Origin of the sequence: Thermomonospora umbrina, from assembly GCF_003386555.1 — a bacterium.
Lineage (GTDB): Bacteria > Actinomycetota > Actinomycetes > Streptosporangiales > Streptosporangiaceae > Thermomonospora > Thermomonospora umbrina.
The window spans coordinates 5,184,692-5,207,734 of sequence record NZ_QTTT01000001.1 but is presented as its reverse complement, the minus strand read 5'-3'; the positions used below and the strand labels follow the sequence as shown (position 1 = coordinate 5,207,734).

23 protein-coding genes are annotated in these 23,043 nt (G+C 73.3%); 7 read left to right on the top strand and 16 right to left on the bottom strand.

Annotated features, from left to right (window positions below):
- Positions 1-26: 26 nt before the first annotated feature.
- The 11 genes from DFJ69_RS23205 to rimP all read right to left on the bottom strand — a co-directional run bounded on the left by DFJ69_RS23205 (position 27) and on the right by rimP (position 12,496).
- Positions 27-2,321 (bottom strand): polyribonucleotide nucleotidyltransferase, encoded by a 2,295-nt coding sequence (locus tag DFJ69_RS23205; protein ID WP_425453423.1) that lies wholly within the window; start codon positions 2,319-2,321, stop codon positions 27-29.
- Between the two features lie 247 nt (positions 2,322-2,568).
- The gene (rpsO, locus tag DFJ69_RS23200) at positions 2,569-2,838 is read right to left on the bottom strand and encodes a 30S ribosomal protein S15 (protein WP_116024548.1); all 270 of its coding nucleotides are present in this window, start codon (positions 2,836-2,838) and stop codon (positions 2,569-2,571) included.
- 202 nt (positions 2,839-3,040) lie between these two features.
- Positions 3,041-3,982: a bifunctional riboflavin kinase/FAD synthetase gene (locus tag DFJ69_RS23195; RefSeq protein ID WP_116026835.1), complete on the bottom strand. Its 942-nt coding sequence runs from the start codon at positions 3,980-3,982 to the stop codon at positions 3,041-3,043.
- Between the two features lie 157 nt (positions 3,983-4,139).
- On the bottom strand, positions 4,140-5,009 hold the full coding sequence (gene truB / locus DFJ69_RS23190; RefSeq protein WP_116024547.1) for a tRNA pseudouridine(55) synthase TruB: 870 nt from the start codon (positions 5,007-5,009) through the stop codon (positions 4,140-4,142).
- The gene (locus DFJ69_RS23185) at positions 5,006-6,055 is read right to left on the bottom strand and encodes a DHH family phosphoesterase (protein WP_116024546.1); all 1,050 of its coding nucleotides are present in this window, start codon (positions 6,053-6,055) and stop codon (positions 5,006-5,008) included. Before DFJ69_RS23185 ends, truB begins: the two co-directional genes overlap by 4 nt.
- Positions 6,056-6,125: 70 nt before the next feature.
- On the bottom strand, positions 6,126-6,599 hold the full coding sequence (rbfA, locus tag DFJ69_RS23180; protein WP_116024545.1) for a 30S ribosome-binding factor RbfA: 474 nt from the start codon (positions 6,597-6,599) through the stop codon (positions 6,126-6,128).
- A 5-nt stretch (positions 6,600-6,604) separates the two neighbouring features.
- Complete coding sequence (locus tag DFJ69_RS23175) at positions 6,605-6,907, bottom strand: DUF503 domain-containing protein (protein WP_116024544.1); 303 nt, start codon at positions 6,905-6,907, stop codon at positions 6,605-6,607.
- Between the two features lie 264 nt (positions 6,908-7,171).
- Entirely contained in the window at positions 7,172-10,324 is a 3,153-nt protein-coding gene (gene infB, locus DFJ69_RS23170; RefSeq protein ID WP_116024543.1) for a translation initiation factor IF-2, read from the bottom strand.
- A 122-nt stretch (positions 10,325-10,446) separates the two neighbouring features.
- Positions 10,447-10,743: a YlxR family protein gene (locus DFJ69_RS23165; protein ID WP_170177748.1), complete on the bottom strand. Its 297-nt coding sequence runs from the start codon at positions 10,741-10,743 to the stop codon at positions 10,447-10,449.
- A gap of 4 nt (positions 10,744-10,747) precedes the next feature.
- Positions 10,748-11,851 carry a transcription termination factor NusA gene (gene nusA, locus DFJ69_RS23160; RefSeq protein ID WP_116026834.1) on the bottom strand — a complete coding sequence of 368 codons (1,104 nt, stop codon included), beginning with the start codon at positions 11,849-11,851 and terminating at the stop codon, positions 10,748-10,750.
- A gap of 24 nt (positions 11,852-11,875) precedes the next feature.
- The gene (gene rimP / locus DFJ69_RS23155; protein WP_116024541.1) at positions 11,876-12,496 is read right to left on the bottom strand and encodes a ribosome maturation factor RimP; all 621 of its coding nucleotides are present in this window, start codon (positions 12,494-12,496) and stop codon (positions 11,876-11,878) included.
- 142 nt (positions 12,497-12,638) lie between these two features.
- On the opposite strand from rimP, the gene DFJ69_RS34420 reads away from it, so the two are divergent.
- A complete protein-coding gene (locus DFJ69_RS34420) occupies positions 12,639-13,160 on the top strand; it encodes a hypothetical protein (RefSeq protein ID WP_170177747.1) in 522 nt (173 codons plus the stop codon).
- Complete coding sequence (locus DFJ69_RS23145) at positions 13,157-13,612, top strand: ferritin-like domain-containing protein (RefSeq protein WP_116026833.1); 456 nt, start codon at positions 13,157-13,159, stop codon at positions 13,610-13,612. The genes DFJ69_RS34420 and DFJ69_RS23145 overlap by 4 nt, the downstream gene beginning before the upstream one ends.
- Here DFJ69_RS23145 and add read toward each other — a convergent pair.
- Positions 13,554-14,621 (bottom strand): adenosine deaminase, encoded by a 1,068-nt coding sequence (gene add, locus DFJ69_RS23140; RefSeq protein ID WP_116024540.1) that lies wholly within the window; start codon positions 14,619-14,621, stop codon positions 13,554-13,556. The two genes, DFJ69_RS23145 and add, sit on opposite strands and share 59 nt — an antisense overlap.
- A 149-nt stretch (positions 14,622-14,770) precedes the next feature.
- On the opposite strand from add, the gene DFJ69_RS23135 reads away from it, so the two are divergent.
- Entirely contained in the window at positions 14,771-15,391 is a 621-nt protein-coding gene (locus DFJ69_RS23135; protein WP_116024539.1) for a pentapeptide repeat-containing protein, read from the top strand.
- Positions 15,392-15,395: 4 nt separating this feature from the next.
- On the opposite strand, the gene DFJ69_RS23130 is transcribed toward DFJ69_RS23135, so the two are convergent.
- Positions 15,396-16,100 carry an HAD family hydrolase gene (locus DFJ69_RS23130; protein WP_116024538.1) on the bottom strand — a complete coding sequence of 235 codons (705 nt, stop codon included), beginning with the start codon at positions 16,098-16,100 and terminating at the stop codon, positions 15,396-15,398.
- Between the two features lie 210 nt (positions 16,101-16,310).
- Between DFJ69_RS23130 and DFJ69_RS23125 the strand changes: the two genes are divergently transcribed.
- Together DFJ69_RS23125 and DFJ69_RS23120 are read left to right on the top strand one after the other, a co-directional pair.
- Positions 16,311-17,459 (top strand): lysylphosphatidylglycerol synthase transmembrane domain-containing protein, encoded by a 1,149-nt coding sequence (locus DFJ69_RS23125; RefSeq protein ID WP_245974534.1) that lies wholly within the window; start codon positions 16,311-16,313, stop codon positions 17,457-17,459.
- Positions 17,460-17,615: 156 nt separating this feature from the next.
- A complete protein-coding gene (locus DFJ69_RS23120) occupies positions 17,616-18,116 on the top strand; it encodes a flavin reductase family protein (RefSeq protein ID WP_116024536.1) in 501 nt (166 codons plus the stop codon).
- Between the two features lie 19 nt (positions 18,117-18,135).
- Here the strand turns inward: DFJ69_RS23120 and DFJ69_RS23115 are convergent, their stop codons facing one another.
- Positions 18,136-18,462, bottom strand: a complete 327-nt coding sequence (locus DFJ69_RS23115) for a hypothetical protein (RefSeq protein WP_245974533.1) — start codon at positions 18,460-18,462, stop codon at positions 18,136-18,138.
- Between the two features lie 267 nt (positions 18,463-18,729).
- Here DFJ69_RS23115 and DFJ69_RS23110 point away from each other — a divergent pair, with 267 nt between their 5' ends.
- Entirely contained in the window at positions 18,730-19,875 is a 1,146-nt protein-coding gene (locus DFJ69_RS23110) for a hypothetical protein (RefSeq protein WP_116024535.1), read from the top strand.
- Positions 19,876-19,885: 10 nt separating this feature from the next.
- On the opposite strand, the gene DFJ69_RS23105 is transcribed toward DFJ69_RS23110, so the two are convergent.
- Entirely contained in the window at positions 19,886-20,956 is a 1,071-nt protein-coding gene (locus tag DFJ69_RS23105) for a zinc-binding dehydrogenase (RefSeq protein WP_116024534.1), read from the bottom strand.
- Positions 20,957-21,053: 97 nt separating this feature from the next.
- Positions 21,054-21,728, bottom strand: a complete 675-nt coding sequence (locus DFJ69_RS23100; protein ID WP_245974532.1) for a peptidyl-tRNA hydrolase — start codon at positions 21,726-21,728, stop codon at positions 21,054-21,056.
- 182 nt (positions 21,729-21,910) lie between these two features.
- Here DFJ69_RS23100 and DFJ69_RS23095 point away from each other — a divergent pair, with 182 nt between their 5' ends.
- Positions 21,911-22,993, top strand: coding sequence for an Rv1352/Rv1906c domain-containing protein (locus DFJ69_RS23095; protein WP_116024533.1), 1,083 nt, complete (start codon positions 21,911-21,913; stop codon positions 22,991-22,993).
- Positions 22,994-23,043: the final 50 nt, after the last annotated feature.

Genomic DNA, 23,043 nt, shown 5'->3' with positions numbered 1-23,043 from the left:
CCCGGGGAGAACTCGACGGGTACCGGTCAGGTGTTGCGCTGTCCGCCCTCGCGGGCGCGGGTGCGACGCCGACGCGGCCGGTCGCCGCCCTCGCCGCCCTCGTCGGCGGCGGCGGGCTCGTCCTCGGGCTCGCCGGCGGGACCGCGCTCGCCCTTCTCGGCGGCCTCGCGCTCGACCACGTCGACCGGCACCAGCGACAGCTTGCCGCGCTGGTCGATCTCGGTGACCTCGACCTGGATCTTGTCGCCGACCTTGACGTAGTCCTCGACGTTCTCGATCCGGACGCCGCCGTGCAGCTTGCGGATCTGCGAGACGTGCAGCAGGCCGTCCTTGCCGGGCAGCAGCGACACGAACGCGCCGAACGTGGTGGTCTTGACGACGGTGCCCAGGTAGCGCTCGCCGATCTCCGGCATGTGCGGGTTGGCGATCGCGTTGATCGCCTGACGGGCGGCCTCCGCGGAGGTCCCGTCGATCGCGCCCACGTAGATGGTGCCGTCGTCCTCGATGGTGATGTCGGCGCCGGTGTCGTCCTGGATCGAGTTGATCATCTTGCCCTTGGGGCCGATGACCTCGCCGATCTTGTCGACCGGGACCTTGATGGTGATGATCCGCGGCGCGTACTCGCTCATCTCGGCGGGGGTCGAGATGGCCTCGGCCATCACGTCCAGGATCGCCAGGCGGGCCGCGCGGGCCTGCCGGAGCGCCGCGCCCAGCACGGACGCGGGGATGCCGTCCAGCTTGGTGTCGAGCTGGAGCGCCGTGATCAGCTCACGGGTGCCGGCGACCTTGAAGTCCATGTCGCCGAACGCGTCCTCGGCGCCGAGGATGTCGGTCAGCGTGACGTACTCGCCGCCCTCGTGGATCAGGCCCATCGCGATGCCCGCGACGCTCGCCTTGAGCGGCACGCCCGCGTCCAGCAGCGACATCGTGGACGCGCAGACCGAGCCCATCGACGTCGAGCCGTTGGAGCTCAGCGCCTCCGACACCTGCCGGATGGCGTACGGGAACTCCTCGCGCGTCGGCAGCACCGGGATCAGCGCCCGCTCCGCCAGCGCGCCGTGCCCGATCTCGCGCCGCTTCGGCGAGCCGACCCGGCCGGTCTCACCGGTCGAGTACGGCGGGAAGTTGTAGTTGTGCATGTAGCGCTTGGTGCGCTCGGGGTTGAGCGTGTCGATCATCTGCTCCATCCGGAGCATGTTGAGCGTGGTCACGCCCATGATCTGGGTCTCGCCCCGCTCGAACAGCGCCGAGCCGTGCACCCGCGGCAGCACGTGCGCCTCGGCCGACAGCCCCCGGATGTCCTTGGCGCCGCGGCCGTCGATGCGGACGCCGTCGCGGATGATGCGCTCGCGGATCAGCTTCTTGGTGACCGCGCGGAACGCCGCCGACAGCTCCTTGTCGCGGCCCTCGAAGTCGGGGACCAGCTTCTCCAGCGTGACGGCCTTGAGCTCGTCGAGCCGGGACTCGCGCTCCTGCTTGCCGGAGATGGTCAGCGCCTGGGCCAGCTCCTGCGACACCGCGGCGGAGACCGCCTCGTAGACGTCGTCGGTGTAGTCCAGGAAGACCGGGAACTCGGCCGTCTCCTTGCCCGCCGCGGCGGCCAGCTCGCGCTGCGCCGCGCACAGCACCCGGATGAACGGCTTGGCCGCCTCCAGGCCCTCGGCGATGGTCTCCTCGGTCGGGGCCACGGCGCCCTCGGCGACCAGCGCCAGGGTGTCGCGGGTGGACTCGGCCTCCACCATCATGATGGCGACGTCGCCGTCGTCCAGCGTCCGGCCGGCCACCACCATGTCGAAGGTGGCGCGCTCGAGCTCGGAGTGCGTGGGGAAGCCGACCCAGGCGCCGTCGATCAGCGCGACGCGCACGCCGCCGATCGGGCCCGAGAACGGGATCCCCGAGAGCTGGGTGGACATCGAGGCGGCGTTGATGGCGACCACGTCGTAGAGGTGGTCGGGGTGCAGCGCCAGGATCGTCTCGACGATCTGGATCTCGTTGCGCAGGCCCTTGGCGAAGGACGGGCGCAACGGCCGGTCGATCAGCCGGCAGGTCAGGATGGCGTCCTCGGAGGGACGGCCCTCGCGGCGGAAGAACGAGCCGGGGATCCGGCCCGCGGCGTACATCCGCTCCTCGACGTCCACCGTCAGCGGGAAGAAGTCCAGGTTCTCCTTGGGCTTCTTGGACGCCGTCGACGCCGACAGCACCATGGTCTCGTCGTCGAGATAGACGACGGCCGAGCCGGCCGCCTGGCGGGCCAGTCGGCCCGTCTCGAACCGGAGGGTGCGGGTGCCGAACGCGCCGTTGTCGATGACGGCCTCGGCCATCTGTGCTCCGTCGATGCGCACAGGTTCCACGGGAATGCTCCTTCGTTGCTCGCCCCGCGATCGAGCCCTGTGGTTTCGCCGGCGCCGGTCTTCGATCGAAGCCCTCGGATCGGTGATCCGGGGGCCACTACCGAGGACCGGCCGCGCCACAAGCCGACTCGTCTCGCGGGCCTCGTCTTGAGTTGTACGGGCTCGTATACCCGCATATGAGAGAGGGAGTGACCCGGCGGGTCACTCCCTCACCGCCCTAGCGGCGCAGACCGAGTCGCTCGATCAACTGCCGGTAGCGGTTGATGTCCTTGTCGGCCAGGTACTTCAGCAGCCGGCGGCGCCGGCCCACCAGCAGCAGCAGGCCGCGGCGGCTGTGGTGGTCGTGCTTGTGGGTCTTCAGGTGCTCGGTGAGGTCGTTGATGCGGCGGGTCAGCAGCGCGACCTGGACCTCCGGGGATCCGGTGTCACCCTCAGTGGTCGCGTACTCAGCGATGATCTTGTTCTTGGTGGCGGTGTCGAGCGACACGGGGCTCCTTCTGATGATCGTCACCCGCAGATCCCGGCGAATGGTCCGCGTACGGGTCCGCATGGTGCGTAGGGAATGCGTCCCGCCGCATGAGGGTGCAGCGGAACAGGGCCGGGCCCACCCCGGCGGTTCTTCACGGTACCACGCCCGGCACGGACCCCGTCACGGTCGAGAACGCTCCGTGGCCGTTCCACGCGGCGGCTCAGGCCGTCAGCTCCCTGGCCCGGTCCACGTCGCGCCGCATCTCCTCGACGAGCGCCTCGACCGAGTCGAACTTGAGGGTGTCGCGGATCCGGACGGCGAAGTCCACCGCCATGTGCTCCCCGTAGAGGTCGAGGTCGTCACGGTCCAGGGCGTACGCCTCCACGGTCCGCTCGCCCTCCCCCTCGAACGTGGGATTGGTGCCGATGGAGATCGCGGCGGGCCACCGGAAGGCCGGATACCTGTCGGAGTCGCAGATCAGATGACCCGCGTACACGCCGTCGGCCGGGATCGCCACGTGCTGCATGGTCTCCAGATTGGCGGTGGGGAAGCCCAGCGCCCGCCCCCGCTGATGCCCGCGCACGACCACGCCCTCGACCCGGTGCGGACGCCCCAGGGACTCGGCGGCGGCGGCGACGTCACCGACGGCGAGCCGCTCGCGGATGTGGGTCGAGGAGATCGTCCCGCCGTCGGCGACCAGCGGCACACCCTCGGCGGTGAAGTCGTACTTCTCGCCCAGCTCCCTGAGCAGCGCCACGTCGCCCTTGGCCTTGTGCCCGAACCGGAAGTCCTCGCCCACGATCACGTGGGCCGCGTGCAGCCGGTCGACCAGCACCGACTGGACGAACTCGTCGGGCCCCATCCGGGACAGCTCCAGGGTGAACGGCAGCAGGATCACCACGTCGGTGCCCAGCTCGGCCAGCAGCTCGGCGCGGCGGCGGGTGGACGACAGCAGCGGCGGGTGGGTGCCCGGCCGAACGACCTCGTCGGGATGCGGGTCGAAAGTGATGACCACCGACCGGAGACCGCGTTCGCGGGCCAGCTCGGCGGCCGCGCCGACGATCCGCTGATGCCCGCGATGCACCCCGTCGAAGACGCCGATGGTGATCACCGACCTGCCCCAGTCGGCGGGAACCTCGTCGAGGCCGTGCCAGCGCCGCACCATGCTCTCCCTGCGTTGGACCCGTCAGCCGTCCATGGACTCGACACAAGACTGCCATGCCGCCCCGAGCGCCCCCGACCTCGGGGCTCCCCCACGAGGGTACTCGCGCCCACGGCCTCGCCCCGCTCGCCGGCGGGCGGGCCCTTCGCGCGTGGTGTCAGGAGGTGAAGACGGCGAGGGGTCTGATGATCGGGCCCTGCTCCTCCATGAGGGCGAGCAGGTCGCCTTCGGGGCCGAAGACGCCGATGGGGCCCGGGCCCAGGCCGGTGGCCGGGAGACGGCCGCCGTGGGCGATGGCCTTGGCGTCGGCGGCGTCGACGTCGCGGCGGGGGAACGCGGCCGCGACCGCGTCGCCGATGGGGAGCACGTCGCAGTGCGAGGCGAGCTGGTCGAGGGTGCGGGCCAGGTCCAGCCCGTACGGGCCGACCCGGGTGCGGCGCAGCGCCGTGAGGTGTCCGCCGGTGCCCAACGCGGCGCCGAGGTCGCGGGCCAGCGCCCGGATGTAGGTGCCCGACGAGCAGGTGATCGAGGCGTCCAGGTCCACCAGGTCGCCGTGCCGGCGGATCTCGCCGACGGTGAAGTCGGACACGGTGACCGGGCGCGCCCGCAGCTCGACCTCTTCGCCCTTGCGGGCCATCTTGTACGCCCGTTGCCCGTTCACCTTGATCGCGCTGACCTGGGGCGGGACCTGGAGGATCTCGCCGGTCAGCGCCTCGACGGCGGCGGCCAGGGCCTCGCCGGCGACCTCGGCGGCCGAGGCGGTGGCGGTGGTCTCGCCCTCGGCGTCGTCGGTGTTGGTGGACTCCCCGAGCCGGATGGTGGCCTCGTAGACCTTCTCGGTGAGCGCCAGGTGACCGAGCAGGCGGGTGGCCTTGTCGACCCCGACGACCAGCACGCCGGTCGCCATCGGGTCCAGCGTGCCGGCGTGGCCGACCCGCCGGGTCCCGGCCAGCCGGCGCATCCTGGCGACCACGTCGTGCGAGGTCCAGTCCGCCGGCTTGTCCACGATCACCAGGCCCGATGTCACTGGGCGTCCCTCCGTGCCGGGGCGGTCGTCAGCAGCGCGCGCAGTCGCTCGATGGCGGTCTGCGGCGCGCAGTCACAGGTGTACGCGGCGGCCAGGCGGTGCCCGCCGCCGCCCAGTTCGAAGCAGGCGCGGCCGACGTCCACCCGGCCCTTGGAGCGGGTGGACACGTACCAACGTCCGTCGTCGGTCTCCTTGCAGACCACCGCGACCTCGGCCTCGTCGGCCCGGCGCAGTTGGTCGATCACGCCCTCGAGCTGGTCGTAGCGGACGTCCCGCGCGGCCCGGTCGGCCCTGCTGATGGTGGTCCACACCATGCCGAGGCCCCCGGCGGCGTCCGGCTCGAAACGGGCCCGTCCGAGCGCGCCGCCGAGCACCTGCAGGTAGCCGAACGGCGCGCGGTCCCACAGCTCGCGGCCCACCGCGTCGGGACGGACGCCGGCGGCCAGCAGCCGACCGGCCATCCCGTGCACCTCCGGCGTGGTGGAGCCGTACTTGAACGAGCCCGTGTCGCTGGCCAGCCCGGCGTACAGGCCGAGCGCGATCTCACGGGTCAACGGGACGCCGATCCGGGAGATCAGCTCCTCGGCCAGCACCGCGGTGGCCGCGGCCGACGGATCGATCAGGTGCACGGTGCCGAACCCGGAGTTGGAGGCGTGGTGGTCCACCACGATCAGCTCCCGGGCCCGATCCGCCGACGGGGCCAACGACCCCAGCCGGCCGAGCGCGGCGGCGTCGAACGCGATCATCAGCGCCGGGGCCTCCGGGACCGCGCCCGGATCCACCAGGAGGTCCTGGCCGGGCAGGAAGCGCAGGCTCCCCGGCACCGTGAACGGCTCGCCGAAGGACGCGGCGCAGCGTTTGCCGCGCGCCCGCAACGCCTGCGCGAAGGCCAGCATCGAGCCCAGCGCGTCCCCGTCCGGGGACACGTGGCACGCCAGCCAGATCTCCTCGGCCGCCTCGATCAGCTCGACCGCCCGGTCCCACTGGGCCGGGTCCGGCACTCCGCCACCGGTTCGCCCGCTGACGGCGAGTCCGGGCATCGCCATGTCGCTCACCCTCCCCCCCGGCTCGCCCCGCCGCGCGGCGACCCTCGGCCGCACCGCGCAACCGGCCGGTTCACGGTGTCGAGTGTCCCTCGTCGCCGTCCCCGTCCGCGTCGCTTTCGGCAAGCTCCTCACCGACGCGATAGGGGTTGGCCTCCCCCGCGGGCTCCGCGCCCTCGGCGGTCCTGGCCACCTGCTCGTCGTGCGCGCGGGCCCGGGCCAGCAGGTCGTCGAGCTGCCGGGCGTTGTCCATCACCGCGTCGAACTCGAAGGTCAGGCTGGGGGTGTGCCGGATCCCGGTGCGCCGCCCCACCTCCGAGCGGATGACCCCCTTGGCGCTCTCCAGCGCCGCGGCGGTGTCGGCCCGCTCGCCCTCCGAGCCGTACACCGTGTAGTAGACCGTGGCGTCCCGCAGGTCGCCGGTGACCTTGGCGTCCGTCACCGTGACGAATCCGAGCCTGGGGTCCTTGATGCGGCGCTCCAACATCTCGGCGACGATCTGCTGGATCCGGTCGGCGAGCTTGCGAGCCCGGGCTGCGTCCACCATGTCTGTCAGTCCTCGTCTTCGTCGCCGTACAGCCGTCGTCGGGCCGACAGCATTTCGATCTCGGGGCGACCGGCCACCAGCCGTTCGCAGGCCTCCAGCACCTCGGTGCAGTTGCCCGCGGTGCCCGACACGACCGCCACGCCGATCTCGGCGCGCCGGTGCAGGTCGTGCGCCCCCGTCTCGGCGACGGCGACCGCCGGGTACCGCTTGCGCACCTCGGCCACGATCGGCCGGACGACCGACCGTTTCTCCTTCAGCGACCGCACGTCGCCGAGCAGCAGGTCGAGCGTCAACGCACCCACATACACCTAACCCATCACCTCGGGTGATCTGTTCCAGCACGAAGGACAAACGAACGCCCCCACACCCGAGGGCTGCATATCAGTGCCAGGGGGGTGGGGACGGAACTCCCCCACGCTCGCCGGCCGGATGTCAACGCCAGGGGGCGTGGGGGGCGGAGCTCCCCCACATCGGGGGGTTCCGGGGGGTCGCCCCCCCGGGTCGGCACGACGGCGGGGCCACCGGCGAAGTCGAGCGAAGCTCGACGAGCAGGCCGGCCCCGCCCCCGTCCGTCAGTCGCGCGGCTTCTCGCGCATCTCGAAGCACTCGATGACATCGTCGATCTTGATGTCCTGGTACCCGATGCCGATGCCGCACTCGAAGCCCTCGCGGACCTCGTTCACATCGTCCTTCTCCCGGCGCAGCGAGGAGATCGTGAGGTTGTCGGCCACCACGCTGCCCTGCCGCACCAGACGGGCCTTGCCGTTGCGGTTGATCGTGCCTGACTGGACCATGCAGCCGGCCACGTTCCCGATCTTCGGCACCTTGAAGATCATGCGGATCTCCGCGGTCCCGAGCTGGACTTCCTCGAACTCCGGCTTGAGCATGCCCTTGAGGGCCGCCTCGACCTCTTCGATCGCCTGGTAGATGACCGAGTAGTAGCGGATGTCCACGCCTTCGCGGTCCGCCGCCTCCTGCGCGTTGCGCTCGGGCCGGACGTTGAAGCCGATGATCACCGCGCCCTCGGACGCCACCGCGAGGTTGACGTCGTCCTGCGTGATGGCGCCGACACCGCGGCGGATCACCCGCAGGTTGACCTCCTCGCCGACGTCGATCTTGAGGAGCGAGTCCTCCAGCGCCTCGACCGAACCGGACACGTCGCCCTTGATGATGAGCAGCAGTTCCTGCCGCTCGCCCCGCTGCAGGTCCTTGAACAGCTCCTCGAGGGAGCTGGACTTGCGACTCCGCAGCAGCTCGGCGTTCCGCTTGCGGGCGGTGCGCCGGTCGGCGATCTGGCGGGCCACCCGGTCGTCGTCGACGACCAGGAAGTTGTCGCCCGCGCCGGGCACGGCGGTGAGGCCGAGCACCAGCACCGGACGGGACGGCCCGGCCTCGGTGAGGGTGTTGCCGTTCTCGTCGAGCATCGCCCGGACGCGGCCGTGGGCCACGCCGCAGACGATCGAGTCGCCGACCCGGAGCGTGCCGCGCTGCACCAGCACGGTCGCCACGGCGCCCCGGCCGCGGTCGAGGTTGGCCTCGATCGCGCTGCCCTGTGCGGGCATGTCGGGGTTGGCCTTGAGGTCGAGCTCGGCGTCGGCGGCGAGCACGATCGCCTCGAGCAGCCCGTCGAGGTTGGTGCCCTGCTTGGCGGACACGTCCACGAACTGGGTCTGACCGCCGTACTCCTCGGCGACCAGGCCGTACTCGGTGAGCTGGGCCCGCACGCGCTGCGGGTCCGCGCCCTCCTTGTCGACCTTGTTGACCGCCACCACGATCGGCACACCGGCCGCCGTGGCGTGGTCGATCGCCTCGGTGGTCTGCGGCTTGACACCGTCGTCGGCGGCCACCACCAGCACCACCAGGTCGGTGGTGTCGGCACCGCGGGCCCGCATGGCGGTGAACGCCTCGTGACCCGGGGTGTCGATGAAGGTGATCTTGCGGTCCTGGCCGTCGACCACGGTGTGCACCTGGTAGGCGCCGATGTGCTGGGTGATCCCGCCGGCCTCGCCGGAGGCGACGTTGGCGTTGCGGATCGCGTCCAGCAGTCGCGTCTTACCGTGGTCGACGTGACCCATGACGGTCACGACCGGAGGACGGACGGCGAGTTCCTCCTCGCCGCCGGTGTCCTCGCCGAACTCGATGTCGAACGACTCCAGCAGCTCGCGGTCCTCGTCCTCGGGCGAGACCACGTGGACGTCGAAGTCGAGCTCGAGCCCCAGCGCCTTGAGGGTCTCCTCGCTGACGGACTGGGTCGCGGTGACCATCTCGCCGAGGTGCAGCATGATCTGCACCAGCGACGCCGGGTTGGCGCCGATCTTTTCGGCGAAGTCGGTCAGCGAGGCGCCCTGCGGCAGCTTGATGGCCTTGCCGTTGCCGCGCGGGGCCTGGACGCCGCCGATGGCGGGCGCCTGCATGTTGTCGAACTCTTGACGCCGCTGCTTCTTGGACTTGCGACCACGGGCCGGACGCCCGCCGGGACGCCCGAAGGCGCCCGCCGTGCCGCCGCGACCGCGACCGCCGCCACCCGGACGGGGGCCGCCGAAGCCGCCGCCGCCACCGGGACGACCGCCGCCGCCACCGGGACGCGGGCCGCCGAAGCCGCCGCCGCCACCGGGACGACCGCCGCCGCCACCGCCGCCGGGACGACCGCCGCCGGGACGACCGGCACCGCCGCCACCGCCGCCGCCGCCGGGACCGCCACGACCGCCGCCGCCGGGACCACGCCCGGCGCCGGGGCCCGTGGTGGCGGGCTTGGACGGCATGTTCATCGGGCTCGGACGCGGACCGCCCGGACGCGGACCGCCCGGACGCGGACCGCCGGGACGGTCGCCGCCGCCGCCGGGACGCGGACCACCGGCCCCGGGACCACCGGGACGCGGAGCCGCGGGACGCGGGCCGCCGGGACGGTCGCCGCCGCCGCGCGGGCCGCGGTCGCGGTCGCCGCTCGGACGCTCACCGGCCGGCGGGCCCGGACGCGGGCCCGGCTTGGGCGACGTGCCCATGCCGGTGTTGGTCGAGCTGAACGGGTTGTTGCCCGGACGCGGGGCGCCGGGACGTCCGCCGCCCTGCCGCGGCGCCGGACGCGGGCCCGGCTTGGGCGCGCGCGGACCCGGCTTGGGCCCACCGGCACCGGGGGCGCCGGGGGCGCTCGGGGCGCCGGCGGCCGGACCGCCCGGAGCGGGCGGGGCCGTGGGGCCCGCCTGCGCGGCGGGCGCGGCCGGGGTCTGCTGCGGTCGCGGACGACCGCCGCCCGGGGCCCCCTGATCGGGCGCCTGCTGCACCGGGGCCGGCGGAACCGGACCGGGGCGCGGCGTGGTGCGCGCGGGACTCGGGGCCTCGGTGACGTCGGGGACACCGGCGTCGCCGGGGCCGCCCGTGGCGCCGGGGACCGGCTTGGGCGCCTGCGGACCGGGCCGCGGGCCCGGCTTGGGCGCGGGACCCGGCTTGGGCGCCACGCGGCGGTCGCCCCCGTCGGCGCCCGCGGACGGCCGAGGAGACGCCTGTTCGGGACGACGACCGGGGGCCTGGGGCTTCCTGCCGCCCCGACCCTTGTCACCCGCCCCGGAAGAACTTGAGAAAGCTTCGGTGAGCCTTCGAACGACCGGCGCCTCGATCGTGGAGGACGCCGACCGTACGAACTCGCCCATCTCTTGGAGCTTGGCCATGACGACCTTGCTCTCTACACCGAACTCCTTGGCGAGTTCGTAAACCCGGACCTTCGCCACTGCACTCCCTTACTCGGTCCGGGAGGTAGCGGCCTCCGGACCGTGGCTAACTTGCCGTACTCATCGCGGCGTGCTCATCGAGCGCTCATAGCAATCTCGACCTGCTTCCGACTAGACGTCGCTTACCTTTCGGCCCTGTGCCCGACCCGTGCCTCGAGGTGCCTTCGCAGCAGGTCCACATCGAGCGGACCCGCCAGGCGAAAGGCCCGGGGGAACGCCCGACGACGCTCTGCGAGCTCGAGACATCCCAGGTCGGGGTGTATGGAAGCACCCCGTCCCGGCAGCCGCCCGCCAGGGTCGGGGACGATCACGCCCTCGACCGCCACCAGGCGCAGCAGGTCGGACTTGGCCGTGCGAACCCGGCAACCCACGCAGGTACGGCATGGAAAGCCGCCCCGCGTGGCCGGGCCACGTTTCATGAGTCTACCGCGCCGACGCGTCGGCGGGACCTGTCGCATGCTCCGTACTTGATCCGGACGTTTCCGACCCGCCCCGACCTGCGTCCGGAGACGGCCCCCCGGACCCGGCGGACCCCTCGGGACCGGGCGGGTCCGCGGGCCCCGCGGGGCCCGCGGGCTCGGTGTCGGGCCGGATGTCGATCCGCCAGCCGGACAGCCGGGCCGCCAGTCGGGCGTTCTGGCCCTCCTTGCCGATGGCCAGCGAGAGCTGGTAGTCCGGCACGATGACCCGGGCCACCCGGGCGCCCTCGTCCACGACCTCCACGCTGTTGACCCGGGCGGGCGACAGCGCGTTGCCGACGAACTCGGCCGGGTCGTCCGACCAGTCGACGATGTCGATCTTCTCGCCGTGCAGCTCGTGCATCACGTTGCGGACGCGGCTGCCCATGGGGCCGATGCAGGCGCCCTTGGCGTTGACGCCCTGCTTGCGGGAGCGCACCGCGATCTTGGTGCGGTGCCCGGCCTCCCGGGCGATGGCCGCGATCTCCACGGTGCCGTCGGCGATCTCGGGCACCTCCAGCGCGAACAGCTTGCGCACCAGGTTCGGGTGCGTCCTCGACAGTTGGACCGAGGGGCCGCGATGGCCCTTGCGCACCTGCACCACGTAGGCCCGCAGCCGCTCCCCGTGCTCATAGCTCTCGCCGGGGACCTGCTCCTGCGGGGGCAGCACGGCCTCGATCCGGCCGAGGTCGACCAGCACGTTGCGCGGGTCCTTGCCCTGCTGGATCACGCCGGAGACGATGTCGCCCTCGCGGCCGGCGTACTCCCCGAACGTCAACTCGTCCTCGGCGTCGCGCAGCCGCTGCAGGATGACCTGCTTGGCCGTCGTCGCCGCGATACGGCCGAAACCCGTCGGGGTGTCGTCGTATTCCCGGAGGGGGTTGCCCTCCTCGTCGGTCTCGGCCGCCCACACCGTCACGTGCCCGCTCTTGCGGTCCAGCTCCACCCGTGCCCTCGTCGCCGCCCCCTCCGTGCGGTGGTAGGCGATCAGCATGGCGTCCTCGATGGCCTTCACGACCAGGTCGAGCGAGATGTCCTTCTCGCTCTCCAGACTGCGCAGCGCAGCCATGTCGATGTCCACGTAAGCTCCCCCTCAGTTCCCGGCCTCGTCGGCTCCCGGGTCGGCGAGCTCATCGTCGGACCCGGCCCGTCCGCCGCCCTCATCGTCGGTACGGCGGAACTCCACCTGTACCCGGCCCCGTCCCAACTCGCCGTGACCGAACCGGCGGCGTCGCCCGGAGACCTCCAGGACGACCGCCTCGTCGTCGGCGGCGACCACGCGTCCCTCGATCTGGCCGCCGTCGGTGAGCGGCGCGCGGACCAGCCGGCCGGTGGCGCGCCGCCAGTGCCGGGGCTCGGTCAGCGGGCGGTCCACGCCGGGCGAGGTGACCTCCAGGACGTACGGGGCGGTGCCCATGACGTCGGCGTCGTCGAACGCGATGGACACGGCCTGGTTGAGGGACGCCACGGCGTCGAGACTCACGCCGCCGTCGGCGTCCACCACGATGCGCACCAGCCGCCGCCGTCCGGCGGGCTTGACGTCCAGCTCCTCCAGCTCCAGGCCCTGCGCGGCGGCCAGCGGCTCCACGAGCCGGGTCAGCTCCGCCTGCGTCGCGGCCCTGGACGACCCGCCACCGGGGGCGCGCCGCTCGACGCGACGCTCATCCCGCTCGGGTGCCCGGCGAGCGCGGTCACGGCCTGATTCGACGCTCATGGGACCTCCTTCTGGACGGGCGCCGCGGTTTCCGTGACCAAGCCTATCGACAGCCCGGCTCATCAGCGCTCTTTCGAACGGCCGGGCGTCGTGGGCGATGACGCGATGCGGCCGGGCGACCGGGCCTCCTGTGGGATACTCCGTGACCGTGTCTGTCTCGGGGTCGGTCACGGGGGCCGGAGGCGTGTCCCGGCGGGCCGTTCTCGGCGGTCTCGGCTGCGCCGCCTCGGCGGCCGTGCTGGGCGGGTGCGCCGCGCAGGAGGCGCCTGCGGTGCCGCGCCCGTCGCCCGACGTGGCGGTGCTGACCGGCGCGATGACCGCCGAGCGGGGGCTGATCGCCCTGTACGAGGCGGTGCTGCGGACGCATTCCGGGCTCGTCGGCCGGTTGACGCCGATGCTGGCGCACCATCGCGAACATCTGACGGTGCTCGGACGCCACCACCTGCCCGGGACGGAGCCGCTCGTCCCGCCCGCCCCGGTCACCCCGGCCGCCGTACCCGACAAGGAGTCGGAGGCGCTCGACCTGCTGCGGGACGCGGAGAGCAGGGCGGCGGCGGGCCGGGCGGAGGACGTCCGGCTGGTGGCTCCCGGGGTGGCGCAGCTCCTGGCGAGCATCGGGGCCGGAGAGGCGTGGCACGCGGCGCTCCTGGGAGCGGAACGGTGAGCCGGGACGTCGAGGCGCTGCAGGCGGTGCTGGCCGCAGAGCACGCCACCGTCTACTGCTACGGGCTGGTGGGCGCCGGGTTGAGCGGGTCCGCCCAGGAGACGGCGCGGGTGGTCATGGACGCCCATCGCACCCGCCGCGACCAGTTGGTGGACCTGCTGAACGGCCGACGGGCGCGGCCGGTGGCCGCTTCTGCCGCCTACCGACCTCCGGTGCGGGTCACCTCGGCGCGGACGGCGGCCGAGTTGGCCGCGGTCTTGGAGGAACGGCTGGTGACGGCGTATCTCGGGCTCGTCGGCGCCGACGACGCGGAGGTGCGTCGGTACGCCGCGCTGGCCATGCAGGAGGCCGCGGGCCGGTCGGCCGGGTGGCGGGAGGCCACCGGGTCGGAGGTCACGTCGCCGGCGTTCCCCGGCCTGCCGCAGAGCGCGCTGATCCCGCGTCCCCGCTAGCCACGGCGTCGATCTCGGCGAGGATCGCCCTCTGACCCGCGGGATCGAGGAACGAGGCCCGTACCGCGTTGCGGGCCAGGTCGGCCAGGGCGGACGCGTCGAGGCCGAGCACGTCGGCGGCGACGCGGTACTCCTGGGTCAGGCTGGTGCCGAACATGGGCGGATCGTCGCTGTTGAGGGTGACGTACAGGCCCTCCTCCAGGAGCCTCGGCAGCGGGTGGGCGGCCGGTTCGGCGACCTGTCCGGTGCGGACGTTGGAGGTCGGGCAGACCTCCAACGGGATCTGCGTCTCGCGGAGATGCTCCACGAGCAGGGGGTCGTCCAGGCAGCGGATGCCGTGGCCGATCCGTTCGGCGGCCAGTCCGTGGATCGACTCCCAGATGGTCTCGGGGCCGGACATCTCGCCGGCGTGGGGGACGCTGTGCAGCCCGGCGGCGACGGCCGCGCGGAAGACGTCGCGGAAGGCGTCACGGTGGGCGGGGCGTCCCTGCTCGATGCCGCCGAGGCCGAAGCCGACCAGGCGTTCCGGGGGGTGGCCGAGGGCGTGGTCGAGGGTGGCCCGGGCGGCCTCCCCGCCCAGCTCACCGGCGATGTCGAAGATGTAGGCGACGTGGACGCCGTGGCGTTCGGCGGCCTGGCGGGCGGCGATGTCGAGGGCCTCGGTGACGGCCCGCGCGCTCATCCCGGCGCGCACGTGGGTGTAGGGGGTCACGGTCAGCTCGACGTACCCGACCCGCTGGGCGGCGAGGTCGCGGGCGGTGCCGGTGACCAGGGTGGCGACGTCCTCCGGTGTGCGGACGACGTCGCTGACGGCCTGGTAGACCTCGGCGAAGTGGGGGAAGTCGCGGAACTCGTAGAAGTCGCGCATGCCCTCGGCGGTGGTCGGCAGGCGGTTGTCCGGATGGCGGGCGGCGAGGTCCAGCACGGTGGACACCGATGCAGAACCTACCAAATGGATGTGAAGTTCGACCTTGGGCAGTCGGTCGATGAAGGCGTGGATCTCGGACATGCCTGGAAAGTAACAAGACGTCAGGGGATCGCGCACGGCCCGAAAGCCCTATATGACATGAATACGTCAAGAAGTGAGCCGGAGGGGCGGGTGGAGACCGGGCTGAGATAGCGTCGCGGCGAGTTTGCGCGCACGACGATCGGGGATCCATGGCCGACCGCAGGCACGGGCGGCCCGCGCCGCCCACCGAGACCACCGTCCGCTCCGAGGACTGGGACGGCCGGGACCTGTCCGGCGAGGAGCACATCCGGGTCGAGTTCATCGACGTGGACATGACCGAGGTCTCGGGACGCGGGGCGGTGTTCACCGAGTGCACCTTCCGGGGCGTCCGGTTCAACGCCTCCACGCACACCGACTCGGCCTTCGTGAACTGCACCTTCGTGCGCTGCTCGTTCTTCGACACCACGTTCGCCGGATGCAAGCTCGTCGGGAGCATGTTCGACGGCTGCTCCTACGGTCTGCTGAAGGTGGAGGGCGGCGACTGGTCGTACACGGGCCTGCCCGGGGCCGACCTCGGCGGGTCCTCGTTCCACAAGGTGCGGATGCAGGAGGCGGACCTGACGGGGGCGCGCTGCGCGAAGGCGTCCTTCCGGGACGTCGACCTCTCCGGGGCGTGGCTGCACAAGGCCGACCTGACCCGCTGCGACCTGCGCGGGAGCGACCTGTCGTCGCTGGACCCGCACACCACGACGCTGGACCGCGCGGTGATCGACCCCTACCAGGCGATCATGATCGCGGGGGCGCTGGGCCTCGAGGTGAAGGACGCCTGAGCGGCTACCCGGCCCACGCCTCCACGTGCGGCGCGAGGTCGGCCAGCCGATGGATGACCGCGTCGGGGCGGGCCAGGTCGGGCCTGGACCCCGGGAGGACGTCCGCGGTGCGGTGCCAGATCTGCACCGCGCGCATCCCGGCCGACTTGGCGCCGTGGATGTCGTCGAACGGCCGGTCGCCGACGAACACGCAGCGGGCCGGGTCGGTGGCGCCGACCGCCTCCATCGCGCTGCGGAACGCCTCGGCGTGCGGCTTGGTCCACGGGATCTCGCTGCTGTAGACGGCCCCGTCGAGGAGGTCCAGGACGCCGTCGCGGTCGAAGATCCGCTCGTGCCACTCCCGCGACCACATGGTGTTGGACAGCACGCCCACCTTGATGCCGCGCGCCCGCAGGCCCTCGAGCAGGGCGGTGGCGTCGGGGTAGAGGAAGGTGTGCGGCTCCCAGGTCTGGAACTTGGTGGCCAGCAGCGCCTCGGTCGGCCGCACCCCCGCCAGGTCGAACAGCTCGTCGAGGGTGGCGCTGCGGTGCTCCTCGCGGGCGCGCCGCCACAGCTCGTCCTCGGCGTCCATCAGGGCCTGGGCGATGCCCTCCACCTCGTCGGGGTCGAGGTGGGCGGCGCAGATGGCGCGCCACATCTCCCGGATCTCGAGGTCGTGCCACGGGGTCAGCGTGCCGCCCCAGTCGAAGATCACCGCGTCCACCGCCATGACAGGATCGTAACCGGCCGCGGGCCGGTATGAGACAGGTCACTTTTGCGATATTCCGCCCTCGGGGAGGGAACACCTTTACCCGAAGCACCGTTGCGCAAGATGATCACGCTTGCGAGGTGACCGGTGGACGGCGAGGGCGCTGCAGTACCGGGCCCGGCGGCCCTGACCGCCGGTGGCCACGGGCTCGTTCGGCGTCGCGTCCTCCGGTTGGCGCTCCCGCTCCTGGCCGTCGGTGCGCTGGTCCTGCTGGCCGACGAGCTGCCCCCGCCCGGCGCGGTGTGGCGCTCGGCCACCCGGGCGGAGCCGGGGTGGCTGATCGTGTTGATCGTGGCCGCCGCGCTGTCCATGGCGGCCTTCGCCCGGTTGCAGCACCGGTTGCTGAGCAGGGGCGGGCTGCGGATCTCGCGATGTCGCACGTTCGCGGTGACCTACGCGAGCAACGCGCTGTCCACCACCCTGCCCGCCGGGGCCGCGATCAGCATCGTCTACACGTTCCAGCAGTTCCGGCGCGGCGGGGCGAGCGCCCAGTTGGCGACGGCGGTGATCGTGCTGGGCGGCGTCGTGACCACGTCCGCCTATGCCGTCGTCGCGGTGCTGGCGCTGCTGGCCGAGCCGCACTTCCGCGTGCCGGCCGCCGTGGGCGTCGTCGTCCTCGCGGTGCCGGTCGTTCTGGGGGTGGCGCTGTGGCGGGCGTCGCGGCACGCCGCCTGGCCCCGCCGGGTGATCGCGCCGCCGACCCGGGTGATCCGCGCCGTGCTCGAACGGCCCCGGCTCTCCCCGCACGTCGCCCGCCTGCGCGAGCTGGCGGGGTCGTTGGGCCTGTCGAAGTCCGCGAAGGCCGGGCCGCTGCGGCTGTCGTCGTACGACTGGGGCGCGCTGATCGTCTTCGCCCTGCTGAACTGGCTGTTCGACATCCTGGCGCTGGTGGCCGCGACCCGGGCGGTGGGTGTCGAGGTCTCTCCGCTCGGGGTGGCGCTGGCCTACTTCGCGGCGCAGGCGGCGGGCAGCCTGATCCCGGTGCTGCCCGGCGGCGTCGGGGCGATCGAGAGCGCGATGGCGGCGGCGCTGGTGGCGCTCGGCGCCGGGCTGGTCCCGGCGGGGGCGGCCGTCGCCCTCTACCGGGTGGTCACCCACTGGGGCGTCGTCGCGGTGGGCTGGCTGGCCTGGCTGGCGCTGCGCGAACGTCCGTGGCACGTGCCGGGGCTGACCCGTGAACGGGTCCTGCACGGCTTCCAGGCCGTGGGCACCGGCCTCGCCGCGGCCGCCGGGGCCACGTACGTCACGCCGGGCGGCACGGCCGCGCCCCGCACCGTGGAGCCCAACCGCGCGAGCAGGGCCCCCGCAGGCACGGCCTGACGGGACTTTCAGCGGGCCTAGGACCATCCGGGACCTTCGACCGAGATACCCGCAGAAGGGGAGCGATCGGGCCTCCGGAGCCCTTCAATGGGGACGTGAGCGGCGAAGGGCCCCTGCCGCCTCCGGAACGGGGCCATCGGCGAAGGGACCGGGCTGATGGGCGCGTTTGCCGAGGTCGGCGTCGTCGACGCCACGCGATTCCGGTCCGTGCTCGGTCACTACGCCACCGGCGTGGTCGCCATCACCGCGCTCGACTCCGAAGGACGGCCGGCGGGGCTGATCGCCAACTCCTTCACCTCCGTGTCCCTGGACCCGCCGCTGGTGTCCTTCTGCGTGACCCACACCAGCCGGACGTGGCCCCGGCTGCGGGACGCCGGGCTGCTGTGCGTCAACATCCTGGGCGCGCGGCAGGAGGACGTCTCCCGAAGGATGGCCGCCGGCGGCGACGACAGGTTCGCCGGCCTCGCCTGGGAGCCCTCCCCCGGCGGCGCGCCGCTGCTCAAGGGAGCGCTGGCCTGGATCGAGTGCTCGGTGGACGAGGAGCACACCGCGGGCGACCACCGGATCGTGGTGGCCCGGGTGCACCGGCTCGACACCCACCACGACGGCGACCCGCTGCTGTTCTTCCGGGGCGCCTACGGCACCTTCGACGGCTGACCGGCCGTCGTCCGGCGGGCTAGTGCCCGGGGTGGGCGGCCAGGACCCTGGCGACCCGTTCGGCGGCGCCGGCCACGTCGTCGGCGGCGGCGATGCGCTCGGCCCACGACCACCAGAACCACCAGCCGTCGACGCCGTGCTCGGCGAGGACGTACTCGGTGAGCGCGACCGCCTCGGGATTCGTCACGTGCAGGCTGGCCGGCCGTTCCTCCGGGGCGCTCAGGCGGACCCGGAACCCCCGTCCGGCGAGCGCGTTCCCCAGTCTCTCCAGATGTTCCAGCCGCGTCCCGGCGGCGTCCGCGGGCGCGGTGACCGGCGCGGCGGTGTCGGTGTCCTCGTGCGTCACTTCGGACCTCCCCATTGATCATCTTCGGCCCGATATACGGGAGAGCATCGTCCGGGGGCAAGACCGCCGCAAGCGGCATCGCAATAAATGGCGATCATCCGACCGAACACAGAATGGCTCATTGCCCTTCGGGAATACGCCGGTTCCGGTCCGGTCCGCCACGAAGGGCGCACCTCGGGGCCGGTGCGGCGGCGCGCCCCAGGCAGGTCCGGACGGGATAATCTTCCCCATGGTGCCGGGGGCGTTTTCAGGGGAAGGGTGGCGGTAGTGACGGAGCGGCAAGAGGACGACGACAGAACGCGGGAGATCCCGATGCCGGGCCGGACGGGCGGTCCCTCCGGCGGCCCCGCCGACGGGGATCCGGAGCGGACGCGGGTGGACGACGCCCCCGTCGCGGGCCCGACCGCGCCGCAGCCGCTCCCGGCGTCTCCCCCGCCCGGGCCGGCCAAGGTGACCGCGCCGCAGGCACTTCCGTCCTCTCCCCCGGCACAGCCCGCCGCGCCCGAGGCCGCCCGTCCCGACGACGCGGGGGTCACCGCGCCCCAGCCCCTCCCCGAGCAGCCCGTCCCACAGCAGGCGCAGGCGCGCCCGGCCGCGGAGCCGCCCGCCGACGGGGTCACGCAGACGCTGCCCGCGCCGGGACCCGTCCCCCAGGGTCCCGCCGGCCACGCCCCCGTCCCGCCGGCACCGCACCACCCCGCTCCGCCGCAGCCCGTTCCGGTGCCGCCCGTTCCGCCGCAGCCCGGAGCGGCACCGTTCCCGCAGCCGGTGACGGGGACCCTGGGGCGGCGTCCCGCGGGCTGGCACCGCCTGCACTACCCGATCGGGATCTTCCTGGTGGCGTACGGGATCACCACGCTGCTGTTCTCGGTCCTCGGCTGGAACGCGCACCGCGACGAGATCGGGGAGTACCTCGGCGAGGGTGTGGCGTCCCCCGCGCTGATCGCCGTCAAGGTCGTCCAGGGGTTGCTGGTGCTCGTGGCCCTGGCGGGGTTGATCCGACGCAGGGACGTGTGGTTCCTGCCGGCGCTGGCCGGTTGGGCGGCGGGCTTCGCGGTGTTCTGCGTGCTGGTCGGAGCCGAGGGCCGCCTGGGCGACCTCGCCGAGCACGCCGCGTTCCTGGTGGTGTTCGCCGCGCTGCTGTGCCTGTCGTACGCCCTCGGCGTCAAGGCCCGCGTGGCCTCCGCGAGGCCCCCGGAGGACGACCCGGGCCCGTCGCAGGGGCCCGGGCAGCTCAGCCGCACCCAGGAGATCGCGCTCGCCGCGCTGAACCGCTGGCAGCAGCCGGCGGTCTTCCCGCAAGGCCCGCCGCAGGGGCCGCCCGCCCCCGGGCAGACTCCACAGCAGCCCTACGGGGCCGTTCCGCAGGGGCCCCCGCAGCCGCCGTACGGGGGAGCGCCCGGCCCGCGCTGAGCGCTCGGGATCAGCCCGGGACCACGACGATCTTGGCGTGCGCCTCCGGGTCGGCCAGGTCCCGGAACGCGCCCGCGACACCCTCCAGCCCGACGGTCCCGGTGATGATGGAGCCCGCGTCGATCCGGCCGTCGGCGATGGCGTGCAGCGTCGCGCCGTACTCGTCGGGCATGGCGCCGAAGGTGCCCCGGATGGTCAGCTCCTTGCCCGCCGCGACGCCGGGCATCACCTCGTCGGTCTGCATGCACACCCCGACGAGCATGATGGTCGACCCGGCGGGCGCGCCCTCGATGGCCGCGCCGAGCACACCCGGGACGCCGACGCACTCGAAGATCACCGCGCCGCGTCCCCGGGTGCCCAGCAGTTCGCCGACGACCCGTTCCACCGTGGTGACCGGCACGCCGAGATCGGCCCACCGCGAGTACGGGGACGCCTGGGCGGGGTCGATCAGTTCGTCGGCCCCCAGCCCCTCGGCCAGCGAGCGCCGCTTGGGCGAGAAGTCCGCCGCGATGACGGGGCCGTGCCCGCGCGCCTTGAGGGCGGCCACGACGCCGAGCCCGATCGGGCCGAGGCCGAGGACGACGGCGACGTCGTCCGCGCCGATCCCGGAGCGCGCGACCGCCCGCGTGGCCACCGCGAACGGCTCGGTGATCGCGGCGACGCCCGGGTCGAGGCCGTTCGGCACCGCCATCACGAAGCCCTCGTTGAGGATCATGTACTCGCCGTAGCCGCCAGGGTACATGGGGGCGTACCCGACGATCCCCGCCCCCTGCGGGCCGAAGGCGATCGGCGGCCCGCACACGACGGTCCCGACCGGGAGGGTGCCCTGGGTGCCGGGCCCGTGCTCGACGATCTCGGCCGAGAACTCGTGGCCGAACACCAGGCCGTCACGCGGGTCGTAGGGGGTGCCCCCCGCCCGGCGGGTGGTCTCCATGAACGCGTCCGGATCCGACAGCGCGTGCAGGTCCGAGCCGCAGATGCCGCAGGCCAGGGTGCGGACCAGGAGCTGGCCCTCCTGCGGGACGGGGTCGGGCACCTCGGTGACGACCATCGTGGAGTCCTTGGTCAGCGCTGCGCGCATCGGAGCCCTCGCAGACCTCTCGTCGGGAACGTTGGTGTCCTTGAAGGAACCACAGCACGGCCCGACGCGATAGATCGCGCATGAACAAGATTCGAATTCAGCGGTGCGCGCCCACGAGCCACGCGATGGCGGTCATGGTGCCGGGCGGGACCTCGGTGAAGCCCCCGTCCCGCACCACCGCCGTGGCCCGCCGGACGCACTCGTTCCACGGCGCCTCGCCGACCAGGTGGACCCGCCCCCCGGCGGCCAGCCAGGTCGCCACGTCCCGCGCCGGCGCCCGACGCAGCAGGAGCTGGGCGGCGTGCCCGCACTGGGCCGCCGACTTGCCCGTGGTCATGGTCACGTCGGGGTTGAGCGCAAGCGCCGCGTAGGGGACCTCGGGCGGGGGCTTGGGGTCCTCGCGCGTCAGGTCGAGCCCGGCCACCTGGAGCTTGGCGAGCTGGGGAGGGACGTCGGCGACCGGCCCGGGGACGAACGCCCGCACGCGCGCCCCGTCGTGGTCGACCGTCACGCCGGGCACGTCCTGCGCCTCCCGCCACCGGACGCCGCGGGCGCGGCGGGCGACCTTGCGGATACGGCGGTCCTCCCACTCGCGGACCCACGGACGCCACTCGCCCTCGGGGTCGGCGGCGCGGGGGTCGGTGAGCAGGCCCACCACCGCCATCGCCGCGGCCTCGCAGACGGCCCCGTGCGCGGGCGGCGCGGCCTTCTCCACCTGGACGGCCAGTTGCATCGCCCAGGGGGGCTCGTCACGGGGATCGATGAGTGCCACCCGACCGAGTATCCCACCGTGATCGGAGACGCCGCGCCCGACATTCCCGCCCGGGATATGGGTACGGCAACTATCGGCCCCCTTGGGACGTCACTTCCCATGAGGGACTTAAAGCGGCGGTGCCGGCGGAGTCCAGTGCGCCCGGAGCGACACCGCGCGAGAGCTCTGGTCGGAGGTCGCCGGTGACCAAGGGTGTCGGGAGCAACACCATCCCGGGTGCCGGCACGTTCTTCGTCGGCATCGACGTCGTGCCGGGCCGCTACCGATGCGAGGACGGCAAGGGCGGCTGGTGGGTGCGGTTCACCGGCCCCGGCGGGGGCGACCCGGTCGGCTCCTGGCCGCTGCCGGAGGGCCCCGCCGAGGTGGAGATCGAGCCCACCGACTTCGCGTTCGAGACCCGGGTGAGCTCCGACTGGCGGCTGGTCGCGCCCGCCCCCGAGGCCGGGCGGCGGGGCCCGCGCCGCGAGCCCCGACCGGTGACCGACCCGACCCTGCGGGCGGAGTTGGACGGCGCCGTGGGCGGCCGGCGTTCCATGCTGGGTGTCACCGCCCTCGTGAGCCTGCCGCTCTGGCTGCTGGGGGCCGCGATGGTGGGGCCGTACATCCTGCTGGTGATGCCGCCGGTCATCCTGGCCACCGCCTCGTTGAGCGGGCGGCTCTCGGAGGATCTGCGCCGGGCCCGGGAGCTGGACCTGCGGAGCGACCGCTATCTGGTGCCGGAGGACTTCGACGAGGACGGCCGAGAGCTGCTGTTGCGGGTCCAGGACGCGCTGACGGTCGTGGAGGAGTCCGAGGTCAACCGCGAGGGGATGCTCGACACGGTCGACAACGCGGTGATCCTGCCCCTCCAGGAGTGGGAGATCGCCCAGGCGTTGGCCCGCCAGTCCCGGCTGCGCCGCGAGCAGCGAGAGTTCGCCCTGTCGGCGGGGTCGATCCCCGAGGTGGCGGCGGCGTTGCGTCCGCTGGCCGCGAAGCTGGAGGAGTCGGTGCGCGCCGTGACCAGGCGGATCGAGGCCCTGGAACGTTACGCCGACCGCACCCGCGCCGCCGACGAGGCCCTGCGGGCGCAGCGGCACCTGGAGACGCTGGCGGCCCGGGCCCCCGAGTACGACGAACTGCTGGCCGACACGGTCCGCGACGATCTGGAGGTGCCCGCCATCGAACGGCTCACCGCGCACGGCGACGCCCTGGTCCGGGCGCTGCGCAGCCGCCTGGCCGAGGCCGCCGAGGCGGGCGACGAGCTGCCGCCGCCCTCCGACCGCTGAGGCTCAGCGACGGGCCAGGTCGCCCGATGCGGTGGGCGCGGCGGTCTGGG

What these genes read in the sequence shown, in the direction of transcription:
- DFJ69_RS23205 (WP_425453423.1), bottom strand. Translation starts at nt 2,321, where the DNA reads ATGGCCGAGGCCGTCATCGACAACGGCGCGTTCGGCACCCGCACCCTC.
- DFJ69_RS23185 (WP_116024546.1), bottom strand. Translation starts at nt 6,055, where the DNA reads ATGGCGATGCCCGGACTCGCCGTCAGCGGGCGAACCGGTGGCGGAGTG.
- rbfA (WP_116024545.1), bottom strand. Translation starts at nt 6,599, where the DNA reads ATGGTGGACGCAGCCCGGGCTCGCAAGCTCGCCGACCGGATCCAGCAG.
- DFJ69_RS23165 (WP_170177748.1), bottom strand. Translation starts at nt 10,743, where the DNA reads ATGAAACGTGGCCCGGCCACGCGGGGCGGCTTTCCATGCCGTACCTGC.
- nusA (WP_116026834.1), bottom strand. Translation starts at nt 11,851, where the DNA reads ATGGCTGCGCTGCGCAGTCTGGAGAGCGAGAAGGACATCTCGCTCGAC.
- rimP (WP_116024541.1), bottom strand. Translation starts at nt 12,496, where the DNA reads ATGAGCGTCGAATCAGGCCGTGACCGCGCTCGCCGGGCACCCGAGCGG.
- add (WP_116024540.1), bottom strand. Translation starts at nt 14,621, where the DNA reads ATGTCCGAGATCCACGCCTTCATCGACCGACTGCCCAAGGTCGAACTT.
- DFJ69_RS23135 (WP_116024539.1), top strand. Translation starts at nt 14,771, where the DNA reads ATGGCCGACCGCAGGCACGGGCGGCCCGCGCCGCCCACCGAGACCACC.
- DFJ69_RS23130 (WP_116024538.1), bottom strand. Translation starts at nt 16,100, where the DNA reads ATGGCGGTGGACGCGGTGATCTTCGACTGGGGCGGCACGCTGACCCCG.
- DFJ69_RS23120 (WP_116024536.1), top strand. Translation starts at nt 17,616, where the DNA reads ATGGGCGCGTTTGCCGAGGTCGGCGTCGTCGACGCCACGCGATTCCGG.
- DFJ69_RS23105 (WP_116024534.1), bottom strand. Translation starts at nt 20,956, where the DNA reads ATGCGCGCAGCGCTGACCAAGGACTCCACGATGGTCGTCACCGAGGTG.